Here is a 23,240-nt window from a genome sequence, read left to right on the forward strand (position 1 = left end):
TCAGTACCGCCCACGGCGGCGCATCGCGCGCGGCCGTCCGTCCGGGTCGTAGACCAGATCGAAAACCGGCCGGGCCCAGACCCGTTGCCACCGGCGCACAGATTCGGGCCGATGGCAACGAATCAGCCCGGGAGGCCGTTCTCCCACCCGGCCACCCGCGTGCCACGCGTCCAGCGCGGACGCCGTACGACGCCACTGCTCGAAGCCCTCGACGGGATCCAGGGAGGGCGGCCCACCCAGATGCTCCGCCCACAACTCGGCCCGCAGCGATCGCGCGACGTCAGGAGCGACCACCGCACAGGTCAGCTCGCTGTCGCTGGTCCACGAGCGGCGGTTGAAGTTGTCCGACCCGCAGGTGAACCACTCGTCGTCGATGATGCACACCTTCGCATGCACGTAGATCGGCACCCCGGCAGCGTTCTCCAGGTCGTAGACGGCGATCCGGTCCGACCGCAGCAACGCCAGTGCGCGCCGCTGACCGTCCAGCGCCGGCGGCCCGCTGAACCGCCCGTCCGCGTCGGGAAAGCGCGGCACCACCACGATCACCCGCAACGACGGCGACCGGTCGAGCGCCTCCTGCAACGCCCGGGCCACGTCACGAGACCAGAAGTACTGGTCCTCGATGTAGATCAGCGACCGCGCTCGCGCGAACGCCTTGAGATACCCGCGCGCCACGCTGTACTCCCCCTTCGGCGCGAAGGGAAAGCCCGGATGCTTGTGCGCGTAGGTCCGCAGCACCTGGACGGTGGCCTGTCCTGCCGGCGGCGGATCCGGGAACGACTCCGGCAACGGCGACGGGTGCCGGGGCATCCGCGCCATCCGCTGCACCATCAATCGGTACGGCGTCCGCCGGTCGAGCGGGTGCGGATCGTCCCAGCGTTCGACGAAGCACCGCAGCAGGTCGCCGACGACCGGTCCGCGGATCTCCACCGCGACGTCGTGCCACGGCGTGCGCGACCCGTACCGGGGATCCATCGGCGCCTGCTGCGGGTCCCCGTGGTGCTCGGCGTCGTCGCGTCGCTGGTGCGACAGGTCGATCCCGCCGACGAACGCGACGTCGGCCGCCGAATCGTCGCGGTGCCGGATCACGAAGAGCTTCTGGTGGTGCGACGCGAGCCGCCGGACCCGCTGGTCCAGCAGCACCTCGGCCCCGGCCTCGTTGAGCTCGGTGCCGAGCCGCTGGTTCTCCTGCGCGTTGAAGCTGACATGGTCCGAATGCGACCGCCAGAGCAGTCCGCGCACCTCGATGCCGGCCCGCGCGAGATCACAGAGCACTTCGCCGACCGACGTCCCGTCCTCGATCAGCGCCTCGTCAGGGTCGCCTCGCCAGTCGGTGAAGTAGACCCGGTCACCCTTCTTCAGGCCACACAGCTCCTCGTACAGCCGCTGGAAGTACGTCGCTCCGTGCACCAGCGGCCGGACCAGGTTGCCATCGGTCCAGGCACCGTCCCGATCGATCTGCGTGGCCGAATTGCCACGCTCGGTGGTGCTCAGGAACCAGTCGTGCTTCATCTGTCCCCAGTGCCCAGGCGGCCCGCAACCATGAGAGGCTGACCACGATGCGCACCCGGAACTGGCTGCTGATCCTCGGTCTTCCCGCCTCGATGGCGTGGTCGCTCCTGGTGTCGGCCTCGCTGCCGCACTGGTTCGACCCGAGCGAGGACTGCGCGCGGGCCGTCGGCGACGCGTCCGAAGGTGGCGCGAGGGTGCACACGTCCTGGTTCCCGCCGAGCGCCACCTGCGACTTCGGCGACGGGCAGGTGTACGACTTCGTGTCCCCGACCCGTACGACGGTCCTCACCGTGACCGGCGTCCTCGTCGCGTTGGTCGTGGCCGCCGGGATGGCGCTGTGGGTCAAGAACCTGTTCCGGACCGGCGGGGTGATCCGCTCCGCCGAGGCGATCAACCTCCGGCAGCGCAAGTTCGCACATCTGACCAGTGCCCTCGTCGTCGGCGCGCTCGGCGCCGGCACGCTGACCTTCCTGGTCCTGGTCAGCCTGCTTCTCGGCGGCCCACCCGGCATGATCAGCGCCTCGCTGATCGGCTTCGTCGGTCTCGCCGCGCTCGCGTCGGCGGTGGACCGGTCGGTCGGACCGCTGCCGAGCACCGCCGGGCAGTCCCGGCGCCGGGGCGCAACAGCCGCGCTGCTGCTCGTGCTCAGCGCGGCGATCGCGCCGAAGTTCCCGGAACCGCAGTTGCCGTTCGTCGCCTTCTCCGCGGGCGTTCTCGTGGTCACCGTTTTCGTGCAGTGGTCGCTGGCGGGCCGATCGTCGACCCCGCAACCGGACGACACTCCAGCAGCTGCTGATCCGACCGCCGAGCCCCACTGATCTGGTCCACCAGCAGCCGCACCGCCCGCCGCCCCAACTCCCAGCGCGGCACCTCGAAACCTGACACGTCCGGCCGATCCCGAGGCTGCCCCAGTACGGCGAACGACAGATCCTCCGGCAGCGACACCCCAGCCGCCGCGACCGCCGCCAACGCAGCCGCTGACAGTTCTCCGGTATCGGTTTCCTCAACCACCACAGCCGTCACGCCCTCGTCCATCCACGACCTGATCAGCGCCGCATCCACCCCATCCGCCCGTACGACGGCCCGCCGTACGGGCAGTCGGGCCTTTCGCAGCCCGGCGAGCACGCCCTGCTCGCGATCGGTCGACGACAGCGCGTCCACCGGGGACCGCAGGTAGCGGATCTGCCGATGCCCGAGGCCCACCAGCCGCTCGATCACGGCGGCCGAGGCAGCGACGTAGTCCGCGCCGACGTACGGGATCCGGCCGCCGAGCTCGTCGCGGCGTCCGACGTACACGAGCGGGAAGCCGACGCCGAGCAGCCAGTCGATCGGCTCCTCGGGGACGTGCCGGCCGAAGAACAGGCAGCCGTCGGCGATCCGGGTCCGGCGGATCGCGGCCCGGTGGTCGGGCGGTTCGCCGCGTCCGCCGGTGCCGGTGAACAGCACCAGGTCCTGGCCGAGCGCGGCCGCCTCGGCCTCGATGCCGGCCAGGATCGGGTAGTAGAACCCGTCCACCGCGGTCGGGAACGCGGAGGCGAAGGTGTAGACGCCGAGCATCCGGTTGCTCGCGGAGGCCAACCGAGTGGCGACCGGGTCAGGCACGTATCCGAGCTTCTCGGCGGCCTGCAGCACGCGTTGCCGCGTCGCCTCGGCCAGCCGCAGCCCGTCGGTGTTGCCGGACAGCACGAGCGAGACGGTGGTCTGCGAAACCCCTGCCGCCGCGGCGATGTCCGCCTGCCGTGGCGCTCTGGCCATGTCACCGCCTTCGGGTCGACCTCTGCCGGAGGACGAACCTACCGCCCCGCGGTGCGATCGGCCCGGCGGCCTAGGTGTGATGTCCAGGGAGGTTGTCCTGGTGGTTGGTAGGTCGGCGGGTCGTTGAGACGGGTGAAGGCCTCCGGTTGTGAAGTGGAGCTGTCGAGGAACCGCTTCACAATCCAGGAGGCCTTCGTGTCCCACGTTAACGCTGCTTTGACCCCGCGTGCCCGGTTGCGGCTGGCGCGTCTGATCGTCGAGCAGGGCTGGACGTACTCCGCAGCGGCCACGATGTTCATGGTCGCTCCGAGAACAGCGCGCAAATGGGCTGAGCGGTACCGCGCTGAAGGCGCGGCCGGGATGGCCGATCGCAGCTCCAGACCACGTCGTAGTCCCGCCAAGACACCACCGCGGGTGGTGCGCCGGATCGTCAGACTGCGGTGGCGCCGACGGTTCGGGCCGGTGCAGATCGCCGGCCGGCTCGGGATGCCGGTCTCGACCGTGCACGCCGTTTTGGTCCGGTGCCGGCTGAACCGACTGTCGGCCATCGACCGGGTCACCGGTGAACCGCTACGCCGCTACGAGCACGACCATCCGGGATCCCTGCTGCACGTCGATGTCACCAAGTTCGGCAACATCCCCGACGGCGGCGGTCACCGGTTCGTCGGCCGTCAGCAAGGCAAACGCAACCGCGAAGCCACCGCTAAACGCACCGGCCAACGCAATCACCGCTACGAACCGCGCCCGGGCACCAGCTTCGTGCATACCGTGATCGACGACTACTCCCGCCTGGCCTACCTCGAGATCCACGCCGACGAGAACGCAGCCACCGCAATCGGCGTCCTCCGCCGGGCCGTGGCCTGGTACGCCGACCACGGCGTCACCATCCAACGCGTCTTGTCCGACAACGGCTCGGCCTACAAGTCCCACGCCTGGAACGACGCCTGCACCGAACTCGGCATCACCCCGAAACGAACCCGGCCCTATCGGCCCCAAACCAACGGCAAGATCGAACGCTTCCACCGCACCCTCGCCGACGGCTGGGCCTACGCCCGCTTCTACACCTCCGAAACCCAACGCCGAGCGGCACTACCCGGCTGGTTGCACTTCTACAATCACCACCGACCCCACAGCGCCATCGGAGGCCAACCACCCATCACCCGACTGACCAACCTCCCTGGACACCACACCTAGGGCATGCCAGACATGCCCTAAGCCGGCCGGATGTTCTGGTTCAGATGGAAGACGTTGTCCGGGTCGTACTGCGCCTTCACCTGGGCCAGCCGGCGGTAGTTCTCGGCGCCGTACCCGGCGACAACCCGGTCGTGCCCCTCGTCGCCGATGAAGTTCAGGTACACCGCTCCGGTCGACCACTCCCGGACGTCGGCACACACGTTCCGGGCCCAGGCGATCCCGCGTGCGTCGTCCGCCGGATCGGCCCACACCCCGAACGGATGCACCACCCAGTCCGCCGACCGGTGCGGCAACGGCCACTTGTCCGCGTCGCGCGCGACAGCGCCACCCCAGGGCGCGATCAGCTGCTGCGACCCCGACGGATGCACCATGTCCGCCGCCCGAGCGCAGAACGCCGCGATCGCCGCGTCGGGCAGCTCGGTCAGGTGTTCGCCCGACCAGTAGTTGCGGAAGCCGGGCGGGTCGTCCATCGCCGACTGCAGCGCGGCGTACGGCAGCTCGGCCACCATCACGCCCTCCGGCGCCAGCTCGAACATCGGCCCGAAGACCTCGCGGGTCTGTGCCTCGTCGCCCATGAAGACGGCCACGGTGGCGACCAGCGGCTCGCCCTGCAGGTGCAGCGGCACGAAGTCCTCCGGCGGTCCGGTGAGGAACAGCGCTCCTCCCCCGAGCTCGTCCGGCGCACCACCCTCGTACAGGTTTCGCCACGCCTGGATGACGTCCGGCCCCGCGTCGGCCGGCCACATCAGCATCGCCAGCGTTACGACCGGCAAAACCTCCAACCGGAAGGTCAGCGCGGTCGCCGCGCCGAAGTTGCCGCCACCGCCGTGGAGAGCCCAGAACAGCTCGGTGTTGCGTGTCTCGTCGGCGATCACCAACTCCCCGTCGGCGGTGATCAGCTCGACCGAGACCAGGTTGTCGCAGGCCAGACCCCACTTGCGCTCCAGCCAGCCCGATCCGCCCCCGAGCGTCAGCCCGGCCACGCCCGTGGTCGACACCCGGCCGCCCGTCGTACCGAGCGAGTACGGCTGGCACATCCGGTCGAAGTCGCCCCAGGTCGCCCCGCCGCCGACGCGCGCGATCCGCGCGTCGGCGTCGACCTGGACCGTGTTCAGCCGGCGCAGGTCGACGACGAGCCCTCCGTCGCTGACCCCCGTTCCCGCCACGCCGTGCCCGCCACCACGAACCGCGATCTCGAGCCCCTGCTCGACGCCGTACCGGACCGCCGCCGAGACGTCGGCCGCCGACTCGCACTGGGCGATCAACGCGGGCCGCTTGTCGACCATCGCGTTGAACACCGTGCGCGCCTGCTCGTAGTCCGGGTCCCCCGCCCGCAACAGCCGCCCCCCGAACCCCACCGGACGCGTGATCATCGTGTCGGACATGGGAACTCCCCCCTCGCACCTTGGTCCCCAGCTGACACGGCCGATGCTGCTCCCGTCGTCACCTGGGGTCAACGGCTCGAAACCCTCGTGTACCGAGGGGCATCAGCCCGTCACAGCTGGGAGCCGCCAGTCGCGTCGATCCATTGCCCGGTGATCCAGCGCGCCTGCTCGGAGGCGACGAATGCCACCACGTCCGCCACGTCCTCCGGCTGCCCGATCCGGTCGAACACCGAGTACGCCGCGGCCGCGCGGGCCGCCTCCGGATCGGCCAGCCAGTCGTTCATCTCGGTCTCGACGATGCCGGGCGCGACCGTGTTCACGGTGATCCCGCGCGGCCCGAGCTCCTTGGCCAGAGTCAGCGTGAAGGTGTTCAGCGCACCCTTGGTCATCGCGTACGCGGTGTCGCGCGGGAACGCGATCCGGGTCACCCCGGAACCGATGTTGATGATCCGGCCGCCGTCCCGCAGCCGGGCCAGGCCCTGCTGGACCAGGAAGAACGGCGCCTTCACGTTCACCGTGACCAGCCGGTCGAACCAGTCGGGCGTGACGTCGGCCAGCGGCTGGTGCTTGCCGATCGCCGCGTTGTTGACCAGGACGTCGAGCCCGTCCGCGACCGCGTCGAACTGCCGCCAGACCTGCTCGGCCGCGTCCGGCTCACTCAGGTCGGCCCGCACCGCGAAGGCCTCGCCGCCGGCGGCCTGGATGTCGTCGACGGTCTGCTTCGCCGCTGTCTCGTTGCTGCCGTAGTGCACCGCCACCCGGACGCCGTCACGCGCCAGGCGGAGCGCGATCGCCCGCCCGATTCCCCGGCTGCCTCCGGTCACCAACGCCGTCGTGCTCATCCGCCACTCTTTTCTCTAGTGATCGCTACAGAATGACCGTAACACATTCTTTAGTGAGCGCTATAGAATGATTGGCATGACCACCACCAGCAGCCGGCGCGGGCGTCCCCGGTCGTTCGACCGCGAGGCGGCGCTGGAGCAGGCGCTGCTGACGTTTTGGGAGCAGGGCTACGACTCGACGTCGGTCGCCGACCTCACCGCCGCGCTCGGCATCGGCGCACCGAGCTTGTACGCCGCGTTCGGCGACAAGCGCACACTGTTCGACGAGGCGGTGACCGCGTACCAGGCGAAGTACGGCGAGTTCACGAAGCGCGCACTCGACGAGGAACCGACGGCCCGGGCGGCGATCGCGCGGATCCTGCGGGAGGCGGCGGTCGCCTACACCGAGCCCGGCCATCCGCGCGGGTGCCTGATCATCAGCGCGGCACAGAACACGATCCCGGCGTCCGCGGACGTGCACGAACAACTGCGGGCGATCCGGGCCGGCAACGTCAGCGCGCTGCAGGAGCGGATCCAGGCAGACGTCGATGCCGGAGTCCTGCCGAGCACCACCGACGCGCGGGCGCTGGCGGTTTTCGTCGGAGCAACGATCCAAGGCATGTCCCAGCAGGCCCGCGACGGCGCCACCCGCGCCGACCTCGAAGCCGTCGCCGAGCTCACCCTCGCCGCCTGGCCGGCCTGACCCTCGCCGTAGACCGATTGCGAACACCCGCCGGTCGTTCTCGCGGCAATCGCTTGCCGACTAGGGTGAGGGCATGGTCGCACTCCCAGCCGCCGTGCTCGGCGACGCCACCCGGACGCTCAGCGAGGACGAGGTCACCACCTTCGTCCAGGACTCGCTCGCCTCGGCCGGACTGGACGGGCGCAGCGTCTGCGTGATCGTCCCCGACGCCACCCGCAGCTGTCCCCTTCCGCTGCTGCTGAAGGCCGTTCACCAGGCGCTCTCCGGCCGGGTCGGCAAGCTCACCGTGCTCGTTGCTTTGGGCACCCATGCGGCGATGCCGCCGGACGCGTTGCGCGTCCACCTCGGCGGCGAGTACGACGTACTGAACCACGAGTGGTGGAGGCCCGAAACCTTCGTCGACCTCGGCCGGATCAGCGCGGATCGGATCAACGAGATCTCCGCCGGCCGGTTGCACCAGGACGTCGACGTCAAGCTCAACCGGGCCGTCGTCGAGCACGACGTCGCGCTGGTCGTCGGCCCGGTCTTCCCGCACGAGGTGGTCGGCTTCTCCGGCGGCAACAAGTACTTCTTTCCCGGCGTTGCGGGCCAGGAAGTGATCGACCTCTCGCACTGGCTGGGCGCCCTGATCACCAGCGCGAGCATCATCGGTACGACGGGCACCACGCCGGTCCGTGCGCTGATCGACGAGGCGGCAGCGCTGATCCCGGCCGAGAAGCTCGCCCTGTCACTGGTCGTCGAGTCGGGCACGAACAACCTGCACGCCGTCGCGTTCGGCGACACGGTGTCGTCCTGGCGCGCCGCGGCCGAGATCTCCGCCCAGACGCACGTCCGCTACCTCGACCACCCGGTCCGCCGGATCGTTTCGCTGATGCCCTCGCGCTACCAGGACATCTGGACCGCCGCGAAGGGCTTCTACAAGGTCGAGCCGGTCGTCGCCGACGGCGGCGAGGTGATCCTGTACGCGCCGCACGTCACCCAGCTGGCCGCCATGCACCCGGAGATCGAGCAGATCGGCTACCACTGCCGCGACTACTTCGTCGGCCAGTGGGAGAAGTTCCGCGACCTGCACTGGGGTGTGCTCGCGCACTCGACTCACTTGCGCGGAGCGGGCACCTGGGACCCGGCGACCGGCGAGCACCTGCGCGTCGAGGTCACGCTGTGCACCGGCATCCCCGAGGACGTCGTACGCGGTGCCAACCTGAACCACCTCGACCCGGCCGCGTTCGACCTGGCCGAGTACGAGAACGATCCGGAGACCCTGGTCATCCCGAACGCCGGCGAGATCCTGCACCGCCTGCGCTGACGCTAGGCTTCCGGGCTGAGCCGCCGTCCCGGCAGGCCGATCGCGACGATGTCCGCCTCGGCCTTCGCCGCCTCGACGGCCTGCCGCAGCGCGTCCACGACGTACGTCGGCACGCGCAGCCCCTTGCGGCGCGCCCAGAGCAGCTCGTGCTCGACCCGGGCGATCTGCTCCGCGTGGCGTACGACGTCGGAGTCCTTCGTGGAGATCCCCAGCGCGTCCATCACGCGCCCGAAGTCGGCCCGCTGCCGCTTGTGCTCGACACCGACCGGCGTGAAGGTCAGCCGCCGCAACGTCCGTATCAGCCACTTCTGCCAGCCGCCCAGCTGACCCCAGAGCCCACGCGACGACAGCTGGTAGAACGCGAAGTGCCCTGGCTCCTGCCGCCGGATCGGCGCCACCACGGTCTCCGCGATGGCCCGTTCGTCGAGTTTCAGCAAGCCGTTGTGCAGCTGGCTGTAGGCGATCACCGCGGACCGCTCGGTGGCCATCCCGGTCAGGTAGTAGAGCATCCGGCTGACGTCCTGGACCGGCCCGAACCGGCCGAGCGCCCCGAGCAGCCGCAGGCGGATCGACACCGACGTCAGGTCGGCCTTCAGGGGATCGATGCCGAGCATCGCCTGCAGCCGGTCGAGGATCTCGCCGTGCCGGGTCTCCTGGGGCATCCAGACGTCGGCGTAGAAGTGCCGGTCGACCTCGGGCGGGTCCGGCAGCAGGGTGGCCAGCTCCAGCACGTTGCGCTCGACCTCGAGCTCGACCCGGGCCATGTAGCTGAGCACCGGCCCGAACCGGCGCGCGATCAGGCCCGGCCGGTTCATCGAGTAGTCCACGCTGTCCAGGTCGATCGGCGGATGCTCGTCGGCCAGTCGTTCGACGTGCTCGGTCAGCCGGTCGTCCAGGTCGCCGGCCTTGCTCATCGGACCGTCCCGTCGTGGGTCGTCGCACCGTTCACGTCCGCCTCCTCACGAGACAGTGGGCAGGGTCATCAGAATAAAGAACGGCTGTTCTTTATTCTAACGATTTCAGGGTGCACCAGAAGTGAAACCGTTCACACCGACGCATGGAAGCCGTCACCCTGGGAACCAGGGGAGGTTCGGAGCCGATCAGGCACCGGATAGGGCACATCCCCGAAGACAACCCACCGCGCCCCTGTCACCCAGCCTAACCCGCCGGTAACGTTCGGGTCATGGGGCAGACCGAGGTGGCGATCATCGGGTCCGGGTTCGCCGGCTTGTGCATGGCGATCAAGCTGCGCGCGGCCGGGATCGAGGACTTCGTCGTGCTCGAGCAGGCCGACCGGCTCGGCGGCACCTGGCGGGACAACACCTATCCCGGCTGCGCCTGCGACGTCCCGTCGTACCTGTACTCGTTCTCGTTCGAGCAGAATCCGCACTGGCGGCGGATGTTCGCGCCCTGGGACGAGATCCTCGCCTACCTGGAGCACTGCGCGACCAAGTACGGCGTCGCCGACCGGATCCGGTACGGCGCGGAGGTGACCGAGGCCGTCTTCGACGAGGCGAGCGGCCGCTGGGCCGTGACGATCAACGACGACGAGATCCTGCAGGCCCGCGTACTGGTCTCGGGCGTCGGCAATCTGCACCAGCCGAAGCTCCCCGACCTGCCCGGCCTCGACAGCTTCGCCGGACCGGCCTTCCACTCGGCCCGCTGGGACCACGACCAGGACCTGACCGGCCGCCGGGTCGCGGTCGTGGGGACCGGCGCCAGCGCGATTCAGTTCGTCCCCCGGATCGCCGAGCAGGCGGCGCACCTGGACGTCTACCAGCGCACCGCCCCCTGGATCACCCCGAAGCCCGATCGCGTCATCGGGCCGCGGGAACGGGCCCTGCACGAGCGTTTTCCGGTCGCGCAGCGCGCGATCCGCGACGTCGTCTTCTGGGGTCTGGAAGCTCGCGGTCTCGGCTTCGCGGGCAACCCCAAGCTGATGAAAGGCCTGGAACTGCAGGCTCGTCGCCATCTCCGCAAGCAGGTGAAGGATCCGGTCCTGCGCGCCAAGCTGACGCCGGACTACCAGATCGGCTGCAAGCGGATCCTGCTGTCCAACGACTACTACCCGGCGCTCACCCGCGACACCGTCGACCTCGTCACCACCCCGATCAGCCGGATCACCCCGGCCGGCGTCGTCACCGCCGACGGCGCCGAGCGCCCGGCCGACGTCCTGGTGCTCGGCACCGGCTTCGAGGTCTCCGGCAACCTGACCCGGATGCGGATCCTCGGCCGGGACGGGATCGACCTGGCCGACCACTGGAAGCAGCACGGCATCGGCGCGCACCTCGGCATCACCGTGGCCGGCTACCCGAACCTGTTCCTCCTGGTCGGCCCGAACACCGCCCTCGGCCACTCCTCGATGGTCTTCATGATCGAGGCCCAGGTCCGGTACGTCGTCCAGGCGCTGCGCCTGCTCGGCCGGGCCGCGTCGATCGAGGTCCGCGAGGAGGTCCAGGAGCGGTTCGTCGACGAGGTCCAGCAGCAGCTGGACGACACGGTCTGGGAGGCGGGCTGCAACAGCTGGTACCTGGACGACCAGGGCCGCAACTCGACGATCTGGCCGGAGTTCACGGTCGGCTACTGGCGCCGGACCCGCCGGCTGGATCCGGCCGACTTCGTGCTGGTCCACTAGCGTCCGTAGGTCGTAGTGGTCGGGGACCGGCGTACGACCAAGGGATGAGCCGAAGAGGAGACCTTGGACCGATGTCCCAGGCGCTCGCGCGGAGCACCATGGATGGCATGGACCTCTTCCAGATCGTGAGCGCAGTCGTCATCGTCGGCGGTGTCGTGATCACCGCCCTGATCGCCATCGTTCCGTCGGTCGTCGACCGCTGAACCCCGGCCCCACGACGTCCGGAGAGCCTTCGGGGCTCACCGGGCGTCGTCCTGCGTGTTGCCGCGGGCAACAAAAGGTGTAGCCGCGGGCAACCAACTGCGACCTCGGGAGGACCGCGGGACCACACCCGGGACCGATGGAAACCGCCGCCCGCGCGCGCACGCTGAAGGTATGGAAATCCTTCAGATCCTCGGTACAGCAGCGATCGTGCTCGGCATCCTGGTCACGGTCCTGATCGCCATCGTTCCCACCGTCGTCGACCGCTAGGACCGTCACCGGGCCCAGCGGTCGGCGGTCGGCGGTCGGCGGTCGGCTCAGACGGTCAGGTGCGCGAGCAGGTCCTGCCGGGTCAGCACGCCGACCGGCTTGCCGTCGTCCAGCACCATCAGCGCGTCCCGGTCCTCCAGCAGGGCGACCGCCTTCGCGACCTCCTCGCCGGCGCCCAGCGACGGCAGCGCCGGGTCCATGTGCAGCTCGACGATGTCGGCCAGCCGGGCCTTGCCGGTGTACAGCGCGTCCATCAGCGTCTTGGCCGACACCGACCCGGCGACCTCGGCCGCCATCACCGGCGGCTCGGCCCGCACGACCGGCATCTGCGAGACGCTGTACTCGCGCAGGATCTCGATCGCCTCGGCGATCGTCTCGTGCGGGTGGGTGTGCACCAGCGGCGGCATGCTGCCGTCCTTGCCGGCCAGCACCTCACCGAGCGTGGTGCCCTGCCGTGCGTGCCCGAGGAAGCCGTACTGCGCCAGCCAGTCGTCGTTGAAGACCTTGGTCAGGTAACCCCGGCCACCGTCGGGCAGCAGCACGACGATCACCGCGTCGGGGTCGTCGATCTCCTGGGCCAGCCGGATCGCCGCGGCCGCCGCCATCCCGGCCGAGCCGCCGACCAGCATCGCCTCCTCGCGGGCCAGCCGCCGCGTCACCGCGAACGAGTCCGCGTCCGAGATCTCGATGATCCGGTCGGCGATCGTCTTGTCGTAGGTCTCCGGCCAGAAGTCCTCACCGACGCCCTCGACCAGGTACGGCCGGCCGGTGCCGCCGGAGTAGACCGAACCCTCGGGGTCCGCGCCGATGATCTGCACCTTGCCGCCGGAGACCTCCTTGAGGTACTTGCCGGTGCCGCTGATCGTGCCGCCGGTGCCGACGCCCGCGACGAAGTGGGTGATCTTGCCCTCGGTCTGCTCCCAGATCTCCGGGCCGGTGGACTCGTAGTGCGAGATCGGGTTGTTCACGTTGGCGTACTGGTTCGGCTTCCAGGCGCCCTCGATCTCGCGGACCAGCCGGTCGGAGACGTTGTAGTAGGAGTCCGGGTGCTCCGGCGCGACCGCGGTCGGGCAGACGACCACTTCGGCGCCGTACGCCTTGAGCACGTTGCGCTTGTCCTCGCTGACCTTGTCCGGGCAAACGAAAACGCACTTGTAGCCCTTCTGCTGCGCGACCATCGCCAGCCCGACCCCGGTGTTGCCGGAGGTGGGCTCGACGATCGTGCCGCCGGGCTTGAGTTCGCCGGAGGCCTCGGCGGCCTCGACCATCCGGACCGCGATCCGGTCCTTCACGGAGCCGCCGGGGTTGAAGTACTCGACCTTGGCGAGGACGAGCGGCTTGGCGCCGTCGGTCGTCTTCGTCAGGCGTACCAGCGGGGTGTTGCCGACCAGGTCCAGGAGTGAGTTCGCGTAGCGCACAGATCTCACTGTATGGGACAGGGCGTGTTTGTCCCTATTTCACTTGCTTCACCGCTACTGCGTGTAATCCTTGGGGTATGAGCACAGCCCGGGCCGCGAAGCGACTGGCCCAGGCCGCAGCCTTCGGTGGCGGGGGACTCGGACTGATCGGCGCGACGCTGTACGGCGTCCTGACCGCGGAAGCGCGGTACGCCAAGCGCGTGATCGGCCCGATGAAGGCGCACCCGGCCAAGGGCGACGGCCTGTACGGCCGGTATCCAGGTCATCCGATCACGCTCGCGATGATCGGTGACTCCAGCGCGGCCGGATACGGCACGGCGTCGCCCGACGAGACCCCCGGCGTCCTGCTGGCCTGCGGTCTGGCCGAGCTGGCCAAGCGGCCGGTCCGGCTCGTCGACGTGTCGAAGGTCGGGGCGAAGTCCACCGATCTCGCGCCGCAGATCGACACCGCGCTGCTGTCCGGGCCGCACGTCGCCGCGATCCTGATCGGCGTCAACGACGTGAAGTCGCAGATGCCGCCGTCGACCTCGGTCCGGCTGCTGGAGGCCGCCGTCCGGCGGTTGCGCGCGGCCAACTGCGAGGTGGTCGTCGGCACCTGCCCGGATCTCGGCGTGGTCCGGCCGATCATGCCGCCGCTGCGGCAGGTCGCCCGGTCCTGGAGCCGGCGGCTCGCGGCCGCGCAGACGATCGCCGTGGTCGAGGCCGGCGGCCGGTCGGTCTCGATGGGCTCGCTGCTCAACGAGGCGTTCCGCACCGACCCCCGGATGTTCGGCCCCGACCGCTTCCACCCCTCGGTGACCGGGTACGCCGCGGCCGCCGCCGCACTGCTCCCGTCCGTGGCCGCCGCGGTGGGCGTCGGGCCGGAGTCGTTCGTGCATCCCGAGCCGTTCCGCGGCGAGGCCGTGCTGCCGATCGCCGAGGCGGCGGTCCAGGCCGTGCGCACCGCCGGTACGGAGGTGGCCGCGACCGAGGTCGCCGGGCGTGAGCGCGGTCCCCGCGGCCGCTGGGCCCAGCTGCGGCATCGCCGCCGCCATCCCAAGCCTGAGGTCGAGCGCGTCGACGAAGGTGTCTCGGTTGCAGCCGGCGCTGACCGCACCGGCGACCGTGGTCCCGAGGCCGGCAAGTCGATGGCCGGCAGCCCGTCCTGACCGGATTTTCTCGATCGTGCGGCCGGCCCCGAATCCCTGTGGACAAAGGGCTGTCGCACAATCGCGCGTCCGCTGAGCGGCGACTTTCATCAAGTAGCCCTTGCCTGTACGGGTTCGTTGATGCACAGTCGATAGCAACCGCACGACCCCGACGACGGGAGGCGACGATGGGCCTGAACCACTCCGAGGAAACCCACAAACGTCTGGTGGAGAAGGTGCCCGAGTGCACCGGACGCGAGATGACCGAGTGGTTCGGCCTGATGAACGACGGACCGTCGTTCTCACGCTTCGACGACAGGGTGCGATGGCTTTCCAGCGAGTACGCCCTCGCTCACGGGCACGCCACAGCCATCGTGCACGAATACGACCTGGTCAAAGCACACCGGCGAATGGGCTGACGAGCCGAACAGGAGCCGACATTCGCGACGAGCCTGCCCTTTCAGGTGGAGGGGCGGGCTCGCTGTGTGTTCGGCGCGGTGACCCGATCGGCGCGGTGAGCCGCTCGACCGTCGCCGCGCCGGTGGTTGGTCAGTCGCTCAGGCGGTGGTCACTCTCCCGCAGGCGGGCGTTGTCGGCCGTGCCCTCGACCTCGACGATCAGCCCGTCGACGATGCGGTACATGTCGAACTCGTCGGTCGCCACCGACGAGCCGTCCCCGTCCGCGCCGAGGAACTCCCAGTACCGGGTCCCGGTGTCGTACAGGTGCACGGCCAGCCACTCGCCTTCGTGCACGGCCCGGCGTAGCTCCCACTGGTAGTCCGGGAAGATCCGGGTCGTCCGCCGCACATCGGCGACGTACTCGGCGCGGGTCCGTTTCACCCCGTTGACCAGCACCTCGTCGGCGACGAACGAGCCGATGTCGTCCCAGTCCCGCCGGTTGCAGGCGTCGAGGTAGGCGCGGTATCGGAGCAGGATCTCTTCGCGGCTCGCCATCTCACCATTGTGCGGCCTGTACCCCGCTGAGGTCGTTGCCTTTGCTCCTCAACCTCGCCTCCGCCCGACAACGAACGGGCCGACCCCCACCTGAGGGTCGGCCCGCGTGTCGGTTGCCGCACGGCCTCACGGCCGCGCCGCTGCGATCAGTTGTCTCCGCGCAGGATCGCCAGGATGCGCAGCAGGTTCCAGTACAGCCAGACCAGGGTGACGGTCAGGCCGAACGCGGCCCGCCAGGCCTCGTTCTGCGGGGCGCCGTGCTTCACGCCCTGCTCGATCATGTCGAAGTCGAGGATCAAATTGAACACCGCCAGGCCGGCGCCGAGCGCGGCGAACAGCAGGCCCATCGGGCCGAAGCCGCCGATGCCGGAGTTGAAGCCGAACAGGCTGGCGATGAAGTTGATCAGGATCACGCCCGCGAAGCCCATCGTCGCGATGATCACCATCTTGGTGAACCGCGGCGTGACCTTGATCGCGAAGTACTTGTAGGTCGCCAGCGTCATACCGGCCGTGACCATCGTGGCCAGCACCGCCTGCACGACGATGCCCGAGTCGCCGACCCAGTTGGCGATGAACTTGCTGCCGATCCCGAGGAACACGCCCTCGGCCGCGGCGTACAGCATCACCAGCGCCGGGTTGATCTTGCGCGAGAACGACAGCACCATCGCCAGGGCGAACGCGACCAGCGCGCCACCCAGGAAGGCCGGCGTGACCAGGCTGGTCGGGATCTGCCACCACGCGATCGCGGCGGCGAGAACCACCACACCGAGCGTGATGGACGTCTTGACGATCACGTCGTCCAGCGTCATCGGCCGGCTGTCGGCACTCTGGTACTGCTGCTGCGGCGGCATACCCGGCCCGCCGTAGCCCTGGCCCGGCTGGCCGTAGGGACCCGGCTGACCGTACGGAGCGGCCCCGGGGTAGGCCTGGCCCTGGCCAGGCGCGAACGCACTCGACCGGTTCAGAACCGGGTTACTGCTCTGCATGTCATCCTCCTGATGGGACCCACTGTGGGTCGTACCGAAATAGTACGGTCCCACCCTTAACAACTGCTGAGGAAGAACCTACTGTTCCCCAACCGAAATCGCGGTGTTCAAACAGGTTGCAGAACACAACACATCGGTCGCCAATGCATTTCCAGGAGTCATTCGCCTGGCGTCGGCAGGCGGAGAGACCTACTCCAGCCACTCGGTCTCGAACGTCGAGTTCTCGTGGATGTGGACGGCCTCGTAGCCGCCCGGGTTGGTCTTGAACTTGTGCGGGGTGCCGGCCGGGACCACCAGGATCTGACCGGCCCGGCCGACGACCACCGTGGTGTCGATGGTGAACGTGGCCGACCCGCGCCGGATGACGAACGTCTCGGCGTACGGGTGCTTGTGCAGCCGCGGCCCGACGCCTTCCTTGCTGGTCGACTCGAAGATCAGCGAGATGCCCGCGCCGCCGGGCAGCTCCTCGTAGTTCTCGGCCCAGTCCTCGCCGTCCTCGCGACCGTCCGTCCGGTTCACCACGAGGTCGTTCACTGCTTCGGTCATCGGCCTGTCCCTCCCGATCGGTAGATCGGTCGAGGCTACGTCGTCAGCGGGCCACCTGCGCGGCGACGAAGTCCTCCCAGGTGCGGCCGGTTCCGCGCCCCGGCGACAGGTTGGCGCCGGCCCGGTACGCCGCGGCGGCCTTGCCCGGCATGCGCATCGGCAGCGTCAGCCGGCGCTTGCCGATCGCCTGCAGGTAGACCTTCGTCATCTCCTTGAACGTGTACGTCCGCGGTCCGGCGATGTCCTCGACCTGGCCCTGCGGCGCGGCCAGCGCGAGCTCGACCAGCCGCTCGGCCACCGCGGCCGCGTCGACCGGCTGGATCCGGAACCCGCTCGGCGCGGGCACCACCGGCAGCTTGGCCAGCTGCTCGGCGACCGTGAAGGTCAGCTCGTGGAACTGCGTCGCCCGCAGATTGGTCCACGGGATGCCCGACCGCTCGATGATCAGCTCGGCCCCGCGCTTGCCGGCGAAGTACCCGAACATCTTGCGGTCCAGCGCGCTCACCACGGGCAGCGTGTCCGCACCGACGACGGAGATGTTCACGACATGCCGTACGCCGGCCGGAACCGCCGCCGCGATCAGGTGGCGGGCCTTCTCGTCGTCACCGGTCGCGGATCCGGCGCAGTGCACCACCGTCTCGACGCCGTGCACGGCCTTGTCGACCCCCTGACCGGTGGTGAGGTCCCCGACCACGACCTCGACACCGTCGTACGGCGCGTTGTCGCTGCGGCTGAGCACCCGTACGTCGCGGCCGGCGTCCAGGAGGCCCCGGACCACCTTCCGCCCGAGCGTTCCCGTTCCACCAGTGACCAGAATCGGCGCAGTCATCTCGGCTCCTCATCGCTTGTGCACCCCGCTGTTTTCGGGGTCTCACCAGTGCGACGGATGCCGATCGACGAATGTGACTAGCGGCCCTCGAGGAATTTCAGCACGCGCTCGATCACGAGCTCGGCCGCCTTGGCGTCGTACGAGGGCAGGGAGTTGTCGGCGAACAGGTGCTGGTCGCCGGCGTACAGGAACAGCTCGCCGTCGTCGGCCGCCGCGACCAACGCCTTGGCGGACTCGATGTCGCCGTCGTCGACGAAAAACGGATCGTGGTCCATCGCGTGCACCTGCACCGGGACGTCTGCCGGCCAGGCACCGAACTCCTCCGCCGGCAACGCCGAGTCGAGGAACACGGCCGCGCGCGCCCCGAGCCGAGTCTGCGCCAGCCGCTGCGCCGGTACGACGCCGAGCGAGAACCCGGCGTACACGAGCTCAGCCGGCAGTTCCTCCGCCGCCCGCACCCCGCGCTCGGCGATCTCGCCGAACCCGACCTGCTTCACATAGGCCATCCCGTCCGGGATCGAGCCGAACGTGCGCCCCTCGAACAGATCCGGCGTGTGCACCACGTGCCCCGCGGCGCGCAGCTCGTCCGCGAACGCCCGGACGCCGTCCGTCAGCCCGCACGAGTGGTGAAACAGCAACACCTCGGCCATGAGCCGTCCCTTCCTGGTCCAATGATCCGTAACCATAGAACGATCCATAGATCTGGATCAATAGCCGGTTTCTCAGTCGGCCAGTGCCTTGACCTTCTCCACCACTCCTGCCAGCGGCCCGGACGTATCGAACGCCACGTCAGCCGACGCCCGCAGCAACGGCTCGACCTCCTCGAGGTACTGGATGATCTCTGCCCGCTCCTCGGCGGACTTCCCGTACGGGTTGTCCGTCCGCTTGGCGATCCGCTCCAGCATCACCTCGACCGGCGCACTCAACAGCACCACTGTGTCGAAGCGCGGATAGAACTTCCCCTGATTGCTCTTGCATCCGGCAACAAACAGGTCCGGCGTGGTGTCGAGCAACTCGGCCATGGCGTCCTCCCGCCACACCCAGTCCCTGCTGCCGTCCTCCAGCGTTACCCACTCGCTCCACTGGTCGGTATCGGTGTCCACCACCTGAAATCCCAGCTCTTCCAGGGCGCGCAAGACGGTCGACTTTCCGGTCCCCGACATCCCTGTCACCAAGATCCTCGCCACGTTCGCGAGGCTAGTCCCACGCAAGCCCACGCGGCGGCACCTCGTTGAAGCCCACGCGGCGGCACCTCATGAAGCCCACGCGGCGGAAGCCCGTTCGAGCCACGCGACGGAAGCCCGCTCCGCGCCTCGCGGCCCTAGCTCTCCGCCGGCCCCTCCAGCAGTTGATCCAGCACGTCACCCGCCTCTTCGTACCCCGCATCAGCAATCCGCTGCAGCTCCAGCAGATCCCCAGCCGCAGCCGCCCGCCGAGTGAGCAACTCCCCCGCCCGCCCGGACCCCTCGTCCAGCAACTCACTCAGCTCGCCGTCTCCCCGCCCGTCCGCCAGCTCCGCGAGCCGATCCAACGCCTTCTCGTTCCCCTCGTCGGCCAACGCCCGCAACGTCTCCCGCTCACCCTCGGTCATACCGCCGATTGTCCTCCCCCAACGCCGCGACGACCCCCACAGCGGCGTACCAGCTTGTATCGTCAGTCCCTGCGCGAACACCCCAGCCCGGGTGGCGGAACGGCAGACGCAGCGAGCTTAAACCTCGCAGCCGAAAGGCGTACGGGTTCGAATCCCGTCCCGGGCACATCTACCTCTGACCTGCGCACATGCCGCTTGAGTAATGCAGCGAGGGTCATGAGCAGGACCGCAATGGTTGCACTGGCGGTTGCAGTTGCCATCACGCCCACAGCGCCTTTCCCATCTTGGCTGCCGCAGCTTCGGTCAGTTTGTTCGTCACATGGGCGTACCGCTTGGTCACCGCGAGGCTGGCGTGACCGAGGATCTCCTGGACCACACTTACGTCTACGCCCTGTTCCAGGAGCAGGGTGGCGGCGGTGTGCCGTGCGTCGTGAGGACGTGCATCCGGAAGGCCGGCCGCCGCCAGCATCTCCTTGAACTCCGCCCAATCGCGTGCGGGATTGATCGGCCTACCGGTAGGCCCGGCGAACACAAGATCCCAGTCTTCCCACCGGTCTCCAGCAGCCAACCGCTCCGCCGCCTGCGCGACCCTCTGGGCCTTGAGTTGTGGGACCAGCTCCTCCGGGATGACGCTCCATCTCGTCTTGCCACCCTTCGGAGGACGGAACACCCAATCGCCACCCTGCCGCTCAGGGCAGTACCGGGCATGGTTGATGCAGTGCGCCGTACAACTGTCGCGATGCCGATTCTTGATGCACTCTCTCGGATCAGCGCAACCATGCTTGAATCTCCGACGCTTCAATTGCCACACGCGAATCCGCCGCTTCTCCAAATCCACGTACGACCAGCGCATGCCCAGTGCTTCGGACTGGCGGTATCCGAGCGCAAAGGCCACCGACCACCGAGCGCCGTTCCGCCTCTTCGCGGACTCCTGGAGAATCGCTTTCGCCTCCTCCTGAGCGAATGCCTCAATCTCTACGTCGCGATGTTTTGGAGCGTCGACCAGGGTCGCGACGTTCACGCCGATGATCCTCCGGCGGACCGCCATCTTGAGACACCGGCTCACCTGCTGATGAACCATGAGCACAGACTTGCTGGCCAGCCCCGCATCGGCGATTTCTGTGTACAGCGCGTCGAGGTGATCTGCCCTCAACCGGTCGAGCCGATGCCGGCCGATTCGCGGAATGACCCAGATCTCCATACGCGGCCGATACACCGACTCGATGGTTGATTCACTAGCGGTTCGTGGCGCGATATCGGATAGCCACGTCTCGATCCACTCAGCGACAGTCGGGATCTTTCCAGCATCCGCGACGGTCCCCTCGACCCGCTGACGCTCCAGTTCCTCGACCTTCTTCGTCACCTCCTTCTGAGTCCTCCCCCGGCGGTGACGACGGTCCGGTTTGCCATCAGCCTTGACGCCAACCGTGACCCAGCCGTGCCACACTCCATTCGCATCTTGGTAGATCGACGATCGCCCGTTCGCCTTGCGCGGCATGTCGCCCTCCTTCCGTTAAGCAGCAGTGGATTCGAGCTTCTTCGCGTACTGCCGCAGAGCTTCGACAGAGACGCGCCGCGATCGGCCAATCAGCACCGACTTAATCTCACCCTTGGCAATGAGATCGAACACCCGGGTACGACCAATCCGAAGCGCCTTCGCCACCTCTTCGACAGTCAGGAAGATCTGTACGTCAGTCATACGGCTACCTCCTCGGTTGACAGTTACGTGTCAGTTCTCAGTGCTCTCGGCAATCAGTTCCTTGACGAGCCGTCGGTGTTCGCGGGCTTTGGCGGCGGCGGTGTTGGCGAGGAGTGCGTCGCCGATGGTTCGCCAGCCGGTGTTGGCGTAGGTGAAGTTGCCGACGATGAGGGTTGTTTCGGTGTCGTCGGCGTGGTCGGCGGTGCGGTGCCGTTCTTGTCGCCAGTTGGCGCGTGCTTCGCGGAGTGCTTTGAGGGTGGTGGAGTACTGGCGGGACTTGGTGGAGAAGTGACCGCCGAAGCCGAGCATGTGCGCCCAGCGCTGCAAGCGCCGGTACGACAGCCGTGCGGAGTTCTTGGCGGCTTCGTCTTCGTCGAGGTCGGAGCCGGGGCGTCCGAGTCGCCAGCAGGCTTCGACCAGTCGGCCGGCGTGGGTGTGCAGGACGGCGTAGCGGCGGACGGTGGCGTTGGTGAGGCGTGCGGATGAGTGGCCGGTCGCTTCGGCGGCTTTGGTGGCGTACTTGGCCAGGTATCCGGCGACGGCGGTTTCGGTGATGACCCCGTCGACGGTTTGCCGGACGGGGCGTAGGTCGAGTTGGTTGCCCCATTCGATGAGCCAGCCGTCGGGCTGGTCGGGGTGTGGCAGGGACCGGAACCGGGTGCCTTCGACGGCTCGGCGGATCGCGTGGGCCAGGAGTGTGAAGTCGGCGGAGGCGTGGGGTACGGCGATCGCGTGGGGTGCGATGGGGTTGATGCCGTCGAGGCGGACCAGGGCGTGGAAGTGGGCTACTCCCCTGGCTTGCATTTCGGCGACCTTGCCGTAGGAGAGCTTGATTCGTACGCCGTGGTGTTTGCCCCATCGGCGGAGGGTGTCTTTGACGCGTTCCATGGTGCGTCGCCACAGTTCGCCGGACAGGGCGTTCCACACGACTTGGTGATCGTGGTCGTAGCAGTCCAGGCACAGCGGCGTGCCGAGGATCTTCTCCCCGTCATGGTGGGTCTGCTGACAACGCTGGTCGATGCCGTGAGGGCATGGGTCGGGCTTGCGGCGGGGTCGGCAGATCTGGTTGCGGAGTTGCCCGTCACGGCCCCGGTGCTTGCGGGCAGAGTGGACGGCTCCGAAGCTCGGTGCGGTGAAGGTGACGAAGGCGCAGGGGTGCTGGGTGACTGTGGTGGGGATGCCTTTGCCGCCTTGGAGGCCGGCCAGGACGAGTTGGTAGGTGTCTCCGCGGTAGATCTCGGCGCAGGAGGGGCAGACGGCGGCGCGGCGGTTGCCGCAGGCTTTGTAGATGACGCCGTCGGGCATCTCGTCGGTGTGGCGGGTGGAGATGATCCGGCCGGTGCGGGTGGACACGACGTGGGCTTCGCCGCGTAGCTGGATCGGACGGACGCAGCCGCCTGCGGAGGCGGTGTGGTCGAGCCAGGCTCCGTAGTCAGCGGTGGTGGCGGCGCGGGCGATGGCTTGTTCGAGGCCGGAGGCGGGGTTGGTGCGGTTGCCGGGGTCGAGGGTGTGTTTGTGCTCGGTGATGATCTCGACGCCGCTCATGAGGCCGCTCAGGACGTCCAGTGGGTCGGGGGTGGGTGTGGTGGTCATGGTGGCCTCCTTTCGAGACGTTTTGGTCCGGTTACTGGGGATACCCGGGCGATACGGCCGCTCGGGGTTCGTTGAGTACTGGGCGGTCGAGGCTCCGGCGTTGAGCAGCCAGCGCCGGGGCCGTTGACGGTTACGTGTCAGGCGGTGAGCGTGGGTGCGGTTTCGAGTTCGGGGGTGCCGAACAGTTGGTAGCCGCAGCCGATGCAGTAGCGGCCGACGATCTGGTCACCCATGACGACGACGGCGTACTCGTCGCCGGGTTCGAGGACGGTGGGGCACCAGTCGTGTCCGCCGAGGTGGTCGTTGGCGACCCAGTCGCACAGGAAGGTGTCGGTGGCGGTGTCGCGGTGGGCGGTGAGTTCGGCGTAGGCGTTGAGGTCGATGCTCATGGTTGGTGTTCCTTCCGTTCAGTGGGAGGTGACGGGTTCGGAGTGCTGCGTGATGCCGTTGTCGCAGTGCTGGTAGGGGCAGTGGGCAACGATTGGTGTTCCGAGCCGTGCGGTGATGGCCCAGATGTAGACGGGGTGGAGCCATTCGGTGCGGGCGGCGATGATTGGCCGGCCGCAGCCGTTGCAGTGGAAGGCACGGAAGATCGAGCCGGTGAGCCAGGCGGCGAGGTCTTGGTTGGCGCGGTGCTCGGTGATCACGTCTGGTCCTTCCTTTCTGTCGTTGGCTGTTGGTGGGGTTCGGTGTTCGCCCTGATCTCCGGGGTGTT

At 68.6% G+C, this 23,240-nt stretch carries 26 protein-coding genes and 1 tRNA gene; 9 read left to right on the forward strand and 18 right to left on the reverse strand.

Features of this window, described 5'->3' with window-relative positions; translation table 11 throughout:
• Window positions 1-1,512, reverse strand: a complete 1,512-nt coding sequence (locus ACQPXM_RS32815) for a phospholipase D-like domain-containing protein (protein WP_432941049.1) — start codon at window positions 1,510-1,512, stop codon at window positions 1-3.
• 47 nt (window positions 1,513-1,559) lie between these two features.
• Between ACQPXM_RS32815 and ACQPXM_RS32820 the strand changes: the two genes are divergently transcribed.
• Window positions 1,560-2,330, forward strand: coding sequence for a hypothetical protein (locus tag ACQPXM_RS32820; RefSeq protein ID WP_432941052.1), 771 nt, complete (start codon window positions 1,560-1,562; stop codon window positions 2,328-2,330).
• On the opposite strand, the gene ACQPXM_RS32825 is transcribed toward ACQPXM_RS32820, so the two are convergent.
• A complete protein-coding gene (locus ACQPXM_RS32825) occupies window positions 2,233-3,267 on the reverse strand; it encodes a LacI family DNA-binding transcriptional regulator (protein WP_432941054.1) in 1,035 nt (344 codons plus the stop codon). The two genes, ACQPXM_RS32820 and ACQPXM_RS32825, sit on opposite strands and share 98 nt — an antisense overlap.
• A 195-nt stretch (window positions 3,268-3,462) precedes the next feature.
• On the opposite strand from ACQPXM_RS32825, the gene ACQPXM_RS32830 reads away from it, so the two are divergent.
• Complete coding sequence (locus ACQPXM_RS32830) at window positions 3,463-4,461, forward strand: IS481 family transposase (protein ID WP_432941056.1); 999 nt, start codon at window positions 3,463-3,465, stop codon at window positions 4,459-4,461.
• A gap of 17 nt (window positions 4,462-4,478) precedes the next feature.
• On the opposite strand, the gene ACQPXM_RS32835 is transcribed toward ACQPXM_RS32830, so the two are convergent.
• Together ACQPXM_RS32835 and ACQPXM_RS32840 are read right to left on the reverse strand one after the other, a co-directional pair.
• Window positions 4,479-5,846: an FAD-binding oxidoreductase gene (locus ACQPXM_RS32835; protein WP_432941059.1), complete on the reverse strand. Its 1,368-nt coding sequence runs from the start codon at window positions 5,844-5,846 to the stop codon at window positions 4,479-4,481.
• Between the two features lie 110 nt (window positions 5,847-5,956).
• Window positions 5,957-6,688, reverse strand: a complete 732-nt coding sequence (locus ACQPXM_RS32840; protein WP_432941062.1) for an SDR family oxidoreductase — start codon at window positions 6,686-6,688, stop codon at window positions 5,957-5,959.
• Between the two features lie 76 nt (window positions 6,689-6,764).
• Between ACQPXM_RS32840 and ACQPXM_RS32845 the strand changes: the two genes are divergently transcribed.
• Window positions 6,765-7,370, forward strand: coding sequence for a TetR/AcrR family transcriptional regulator (locus ACQPXM_RS32845; protein ID WP_432941064.1), 606 nt, complete (start codon window positions 6,765-6,767; stop codon window positions 7,368-7,370).
• Between the two features lie 73 nt (window positions 7,371-7,443).
• Window positions 7,444-8,676 (forward strand): lactate racemase domain-containing protein, encoded by a 1,233-nt coding sequence (locus ACQPXM_RS32850; protein ID WP_432941066.1) that lies wholly within the window; start codon window positions 7,444-7,446, stop codon window positions 8,674-8,676.
• Window positions 8,677-8,678: 2 nt separating this feature from the next.
• Here ACQPXM_RS32850 and ACQPXM_RS32855 read toward each other — a convergent pair whose 3' ends face one another.
• Entirely contained in the window at window positions 8,679-9,590 is a 912-nt protein-coding gene (locus ACQPXM_RS32855) for a GTP-binding protein LepA (protein WP_432941069.1), read from the reverse strand.
• 269 nt (window positions 9,591-9,859) lie between these two features.
• Between ACQPXM_RS32855 and ACQPXM_RS32860 the strand changes: the two genes are divergently transcribed.
• Both ACQPXM_RS32860 and ACQPXM_RS32865 read left to right on the forward strand, forming a co-directional pair.
• Window positions 9,860-11,311 carry a flavin-containing monooxygenase gene (locus tag ACQPXM_RS32860; protein ID WP_432941071.1) on the forward strand — a complete coding sequence of 484 codons (1,452 nt, stop codon included), beginning with the start codon at window positions 9,860-9,862 and terminating at the stop codon, window positions 11,309-11,311.
• A gap of 71 nt (window positions 11,312-11,382) precedes the next feature.
• Complete coding sequence (locus tag ACQPXM_RS32865; protein ID WP_432941073.1) at window positions 11,383-11,514, forward strand: hypothetical protein; 132 nt, start codon at window positions 11,383-11,385, stop codon at window positions 11,512-11,514.
• A 315-nt stretch (window positions 11,515-11,829) separates the two neighbouring features.
• On the opposite strand, the gene ACQPXM_RS32870 is transcribed toward ACQPXM_RS32865, so the two are convergent.
• On the reverse strand, window positions 11,830-13,200 hold the full coding sequence (locus ACQPXM_RS32870) for a cystathionine beta-synthase (protein WP_432941075.1): 1,371 nt from the start codon (window positions 13,198-13,200) through the stop codon (window positions 11,830-11,832).
• 77 nt (window positions 13,201-13,277) lie between these two features.
• On the opposite strand from ACQPXM_RS32870, the gene ACQPXM_RS32875 reads away from it, so the two are divergent.
• Window positions 13,278-14,348, forward strand: coding sequence for an SGNH/GDSL hydrolase family protein (locus ACQPXM_RS32875; RefSeq protein ID WP_432941078.1), 1,071 nt, complete (start codon window positions 13,278-13,280; stop codon window positions 14,346-14,348).
• Window positions 14,349-14,515: 167 nt separating this feature from the next.
• A complete protein-coding gene (locus ACQPXM_RS32880) occupies window positions 14,516-14,746 on the forward strand; it encodes a DUF4287 domain-containing protein (protein ID WP_432941081.1) in 231 nt (76 codons plus the stop codon).
• A gap of 130 nt (window positions 14,747-14,876) precedes the next feature.
• On the opposite strand, the gene ACQPXM_RS32885 is transcribed toward ACQPXM_RS32880, so the two are convergent.
• From ACQPXM_RS32885 to ACQPXM_RS32915, 7 genes are all read right to left on the reverse strand, one after another.
• The gene (locus ACQPXM_RS32885; RefSeq protein ID WP_432941084.1) at window positions 14,877-15,281 is read right to left on the reverse strand and encodes an ester cyclase; all 405 of its coding nucleotides are present in this window, start codon (window positions 15,279-15,281) and stop codon (window positions 14,877-14,879) included.
• A 146-nt stretch (window positions 15,282-15,427) separates the two neighbouring features.
• Complete coding sequence (locus ACQPXM_RS32890) at window positions 15,428-16,267, reverse strand: Bax inhibitor-1/YccA family protein (RefSeq protein WP_432941087.1); 840 nt, start codon at window positions 16,265-16,267, stop codon at window positions 15,428-15,430.
• Between the two features lie 189 nt (window positions 16,268-16,456).
• A complete protein-coding gene (locus ACQPXM_RS32895; protein ID WP_432941089.1) occupies window positions 16,457-16,813 on the reverse strand; it encodes a cupin domain-containing protein in 357 nt (118 codons plus the stop codon).
• Between the two features lie 43 nt (window positions 16,814-16,856).
• Window positions 16,857-17,642 carry an SDR family oxidoreductase gene (locus ACQPXM_RS32900; protein WP_432941091.1) on the reverse strand — a complete coding sequence of 262 codons (786 nt, stop codon included), beginning with the start codon at window positions 17,640-17,642 and terminating at the stop codon, window positions 16,857-16,859.
• A gap of 77 nt (window positions 17,643-17,719) precedes the next feature.
• Window positions 17,720-18,292 carry a dienelactone hydrolase family protein gene (locus tag ACQPXM_RS32905; protein WP_432941093.1) on the reverse strand — a complete coding sequence of 191 codons (573 nt, stop codon included), beginning with the start codon at window positions 18,290-18,292 and terminating at the stop codon, window positions 17,720-17,722.
• A 72-nt stretch (window positions 18,293-18,364) separates the two neighbouring features.
• Entirely contained in the window at window positions 18,365-18,829 is a 465-nt protein-coding gene (locus tag ACQPXM_RS32910) for an RNase adapter RapZ (protein WP_432941095.1), read from the reverse strand.
• 134 nt (window positions 18,830-18,963) lie between these two features.
• Window positions 18,964-19,233: a hypothetical protein gene (locus ACQPXM_RS32915; protein WP_432941098.1), complete on the reverse strand. Its 270-nt coding sequence runs from the start codon at window positions 19,231-19,233 to the stop codon at window positions 18,964-18,966.
• An 85-nt stretch (window positions 19,234-19,318) separates the two neighbouring features.
• Here ACQPXM_RS32915 and ACQPXM_RS32920 point away from each other — a divergent pair.
• Window positions 19,319-19,399, forward strand: a tRNA-Leu gene (locus ACQPXM_RS32920).
• 93 nt (window positions 19,400-19,492) lie between these two features.
• On the opposite strand, the gene ACQPXM_RS32925 is transcribed toward ACQPXM_RS32920, so the two are convergent.
• The 5 genes from ACQPXM_RS32925 to ACQPXM_RS32945 all read right to left on the reverse strand — a co-directional run bounded on the left by ACQPXM_RS32925 (window position 19,493) and on the right by ACQPXM_RS32945 (window position 23,172).
• The gene (locus ACQPXM_RS32925) at window positions 19,493-20,731 is read right to left on the reverse strand and encodes a tyrosine-type recombinase/integrase (RefSeq protein WP_432941101.1); all 1,239 of its coding nucleotides are present in this window, start codon (window positions 20,729-20,731) and stop codon (window positions 19,493-19,495) included.
• Window positions 20,732-20,746: 15 nt separating this feature from the next.
• The gene (locus ACQPXM_RS32930) at window positions 20,747-20,932 is read right to left on the reverse strand and encodes a helix-turn-helix domain-containing protein (RefSeq protein ID WP_432941104.1); all 186 of its coding nucleotides are present in this window, start codon (window positions 20,930-20,932) and stop codon (window positions 20,747-20,749) included.
• A 30-nt stretch (window positions 20,933-20,962) separates the two neighbouring features.
• Entirely contained in the window at window positions 20,963-22,525 is a 1,563-nt protein-coding gene (locus ACQPXM_RS32935) for a replication initiator (RefSeq protein ID WP_432941107.1), read from the reverse strand.
• Window positions 22,526-22,662: 137 nt separating this feature from the next.
• Window positions 22,663-22,914 carry a hypothetical protein gene (locus ACQPXM_RS32940; RefSeq protein WP_432941109.1) on the reverse strand — a complete coding sequence of 84 codons (252 nt, stop codon included), beginning with the start codon at window positions 22,912-22,914 and terminating at the stop codon, window positions 22,663-22,665.
• An 18-nt stretch (window positions 22,915-22,932) separates the two neighbouring features.
• Window positions 22,933-23,172, reverse strand: coding sequence for a hypothetical protein (locus tag ACQPXM_RS32945; RefSeq protein ID WP_432941112.1), 240 nt, complete (start codon window positions 23,170-23,172; stop codon window positions 22,933-22,935).
• Window positions 23,173-23,240 lie beyond the last annotated feature (68 nt).

This window comes from Kribbella sp. CA-253562 (genome assembly GCF_050942265.1).
Taxonomy (GTDB): domain Bacteria; phylum Actinomycetota; class Actinomycetes; order Propionibacteriales; family Kribbellaceae; genus Kribbella.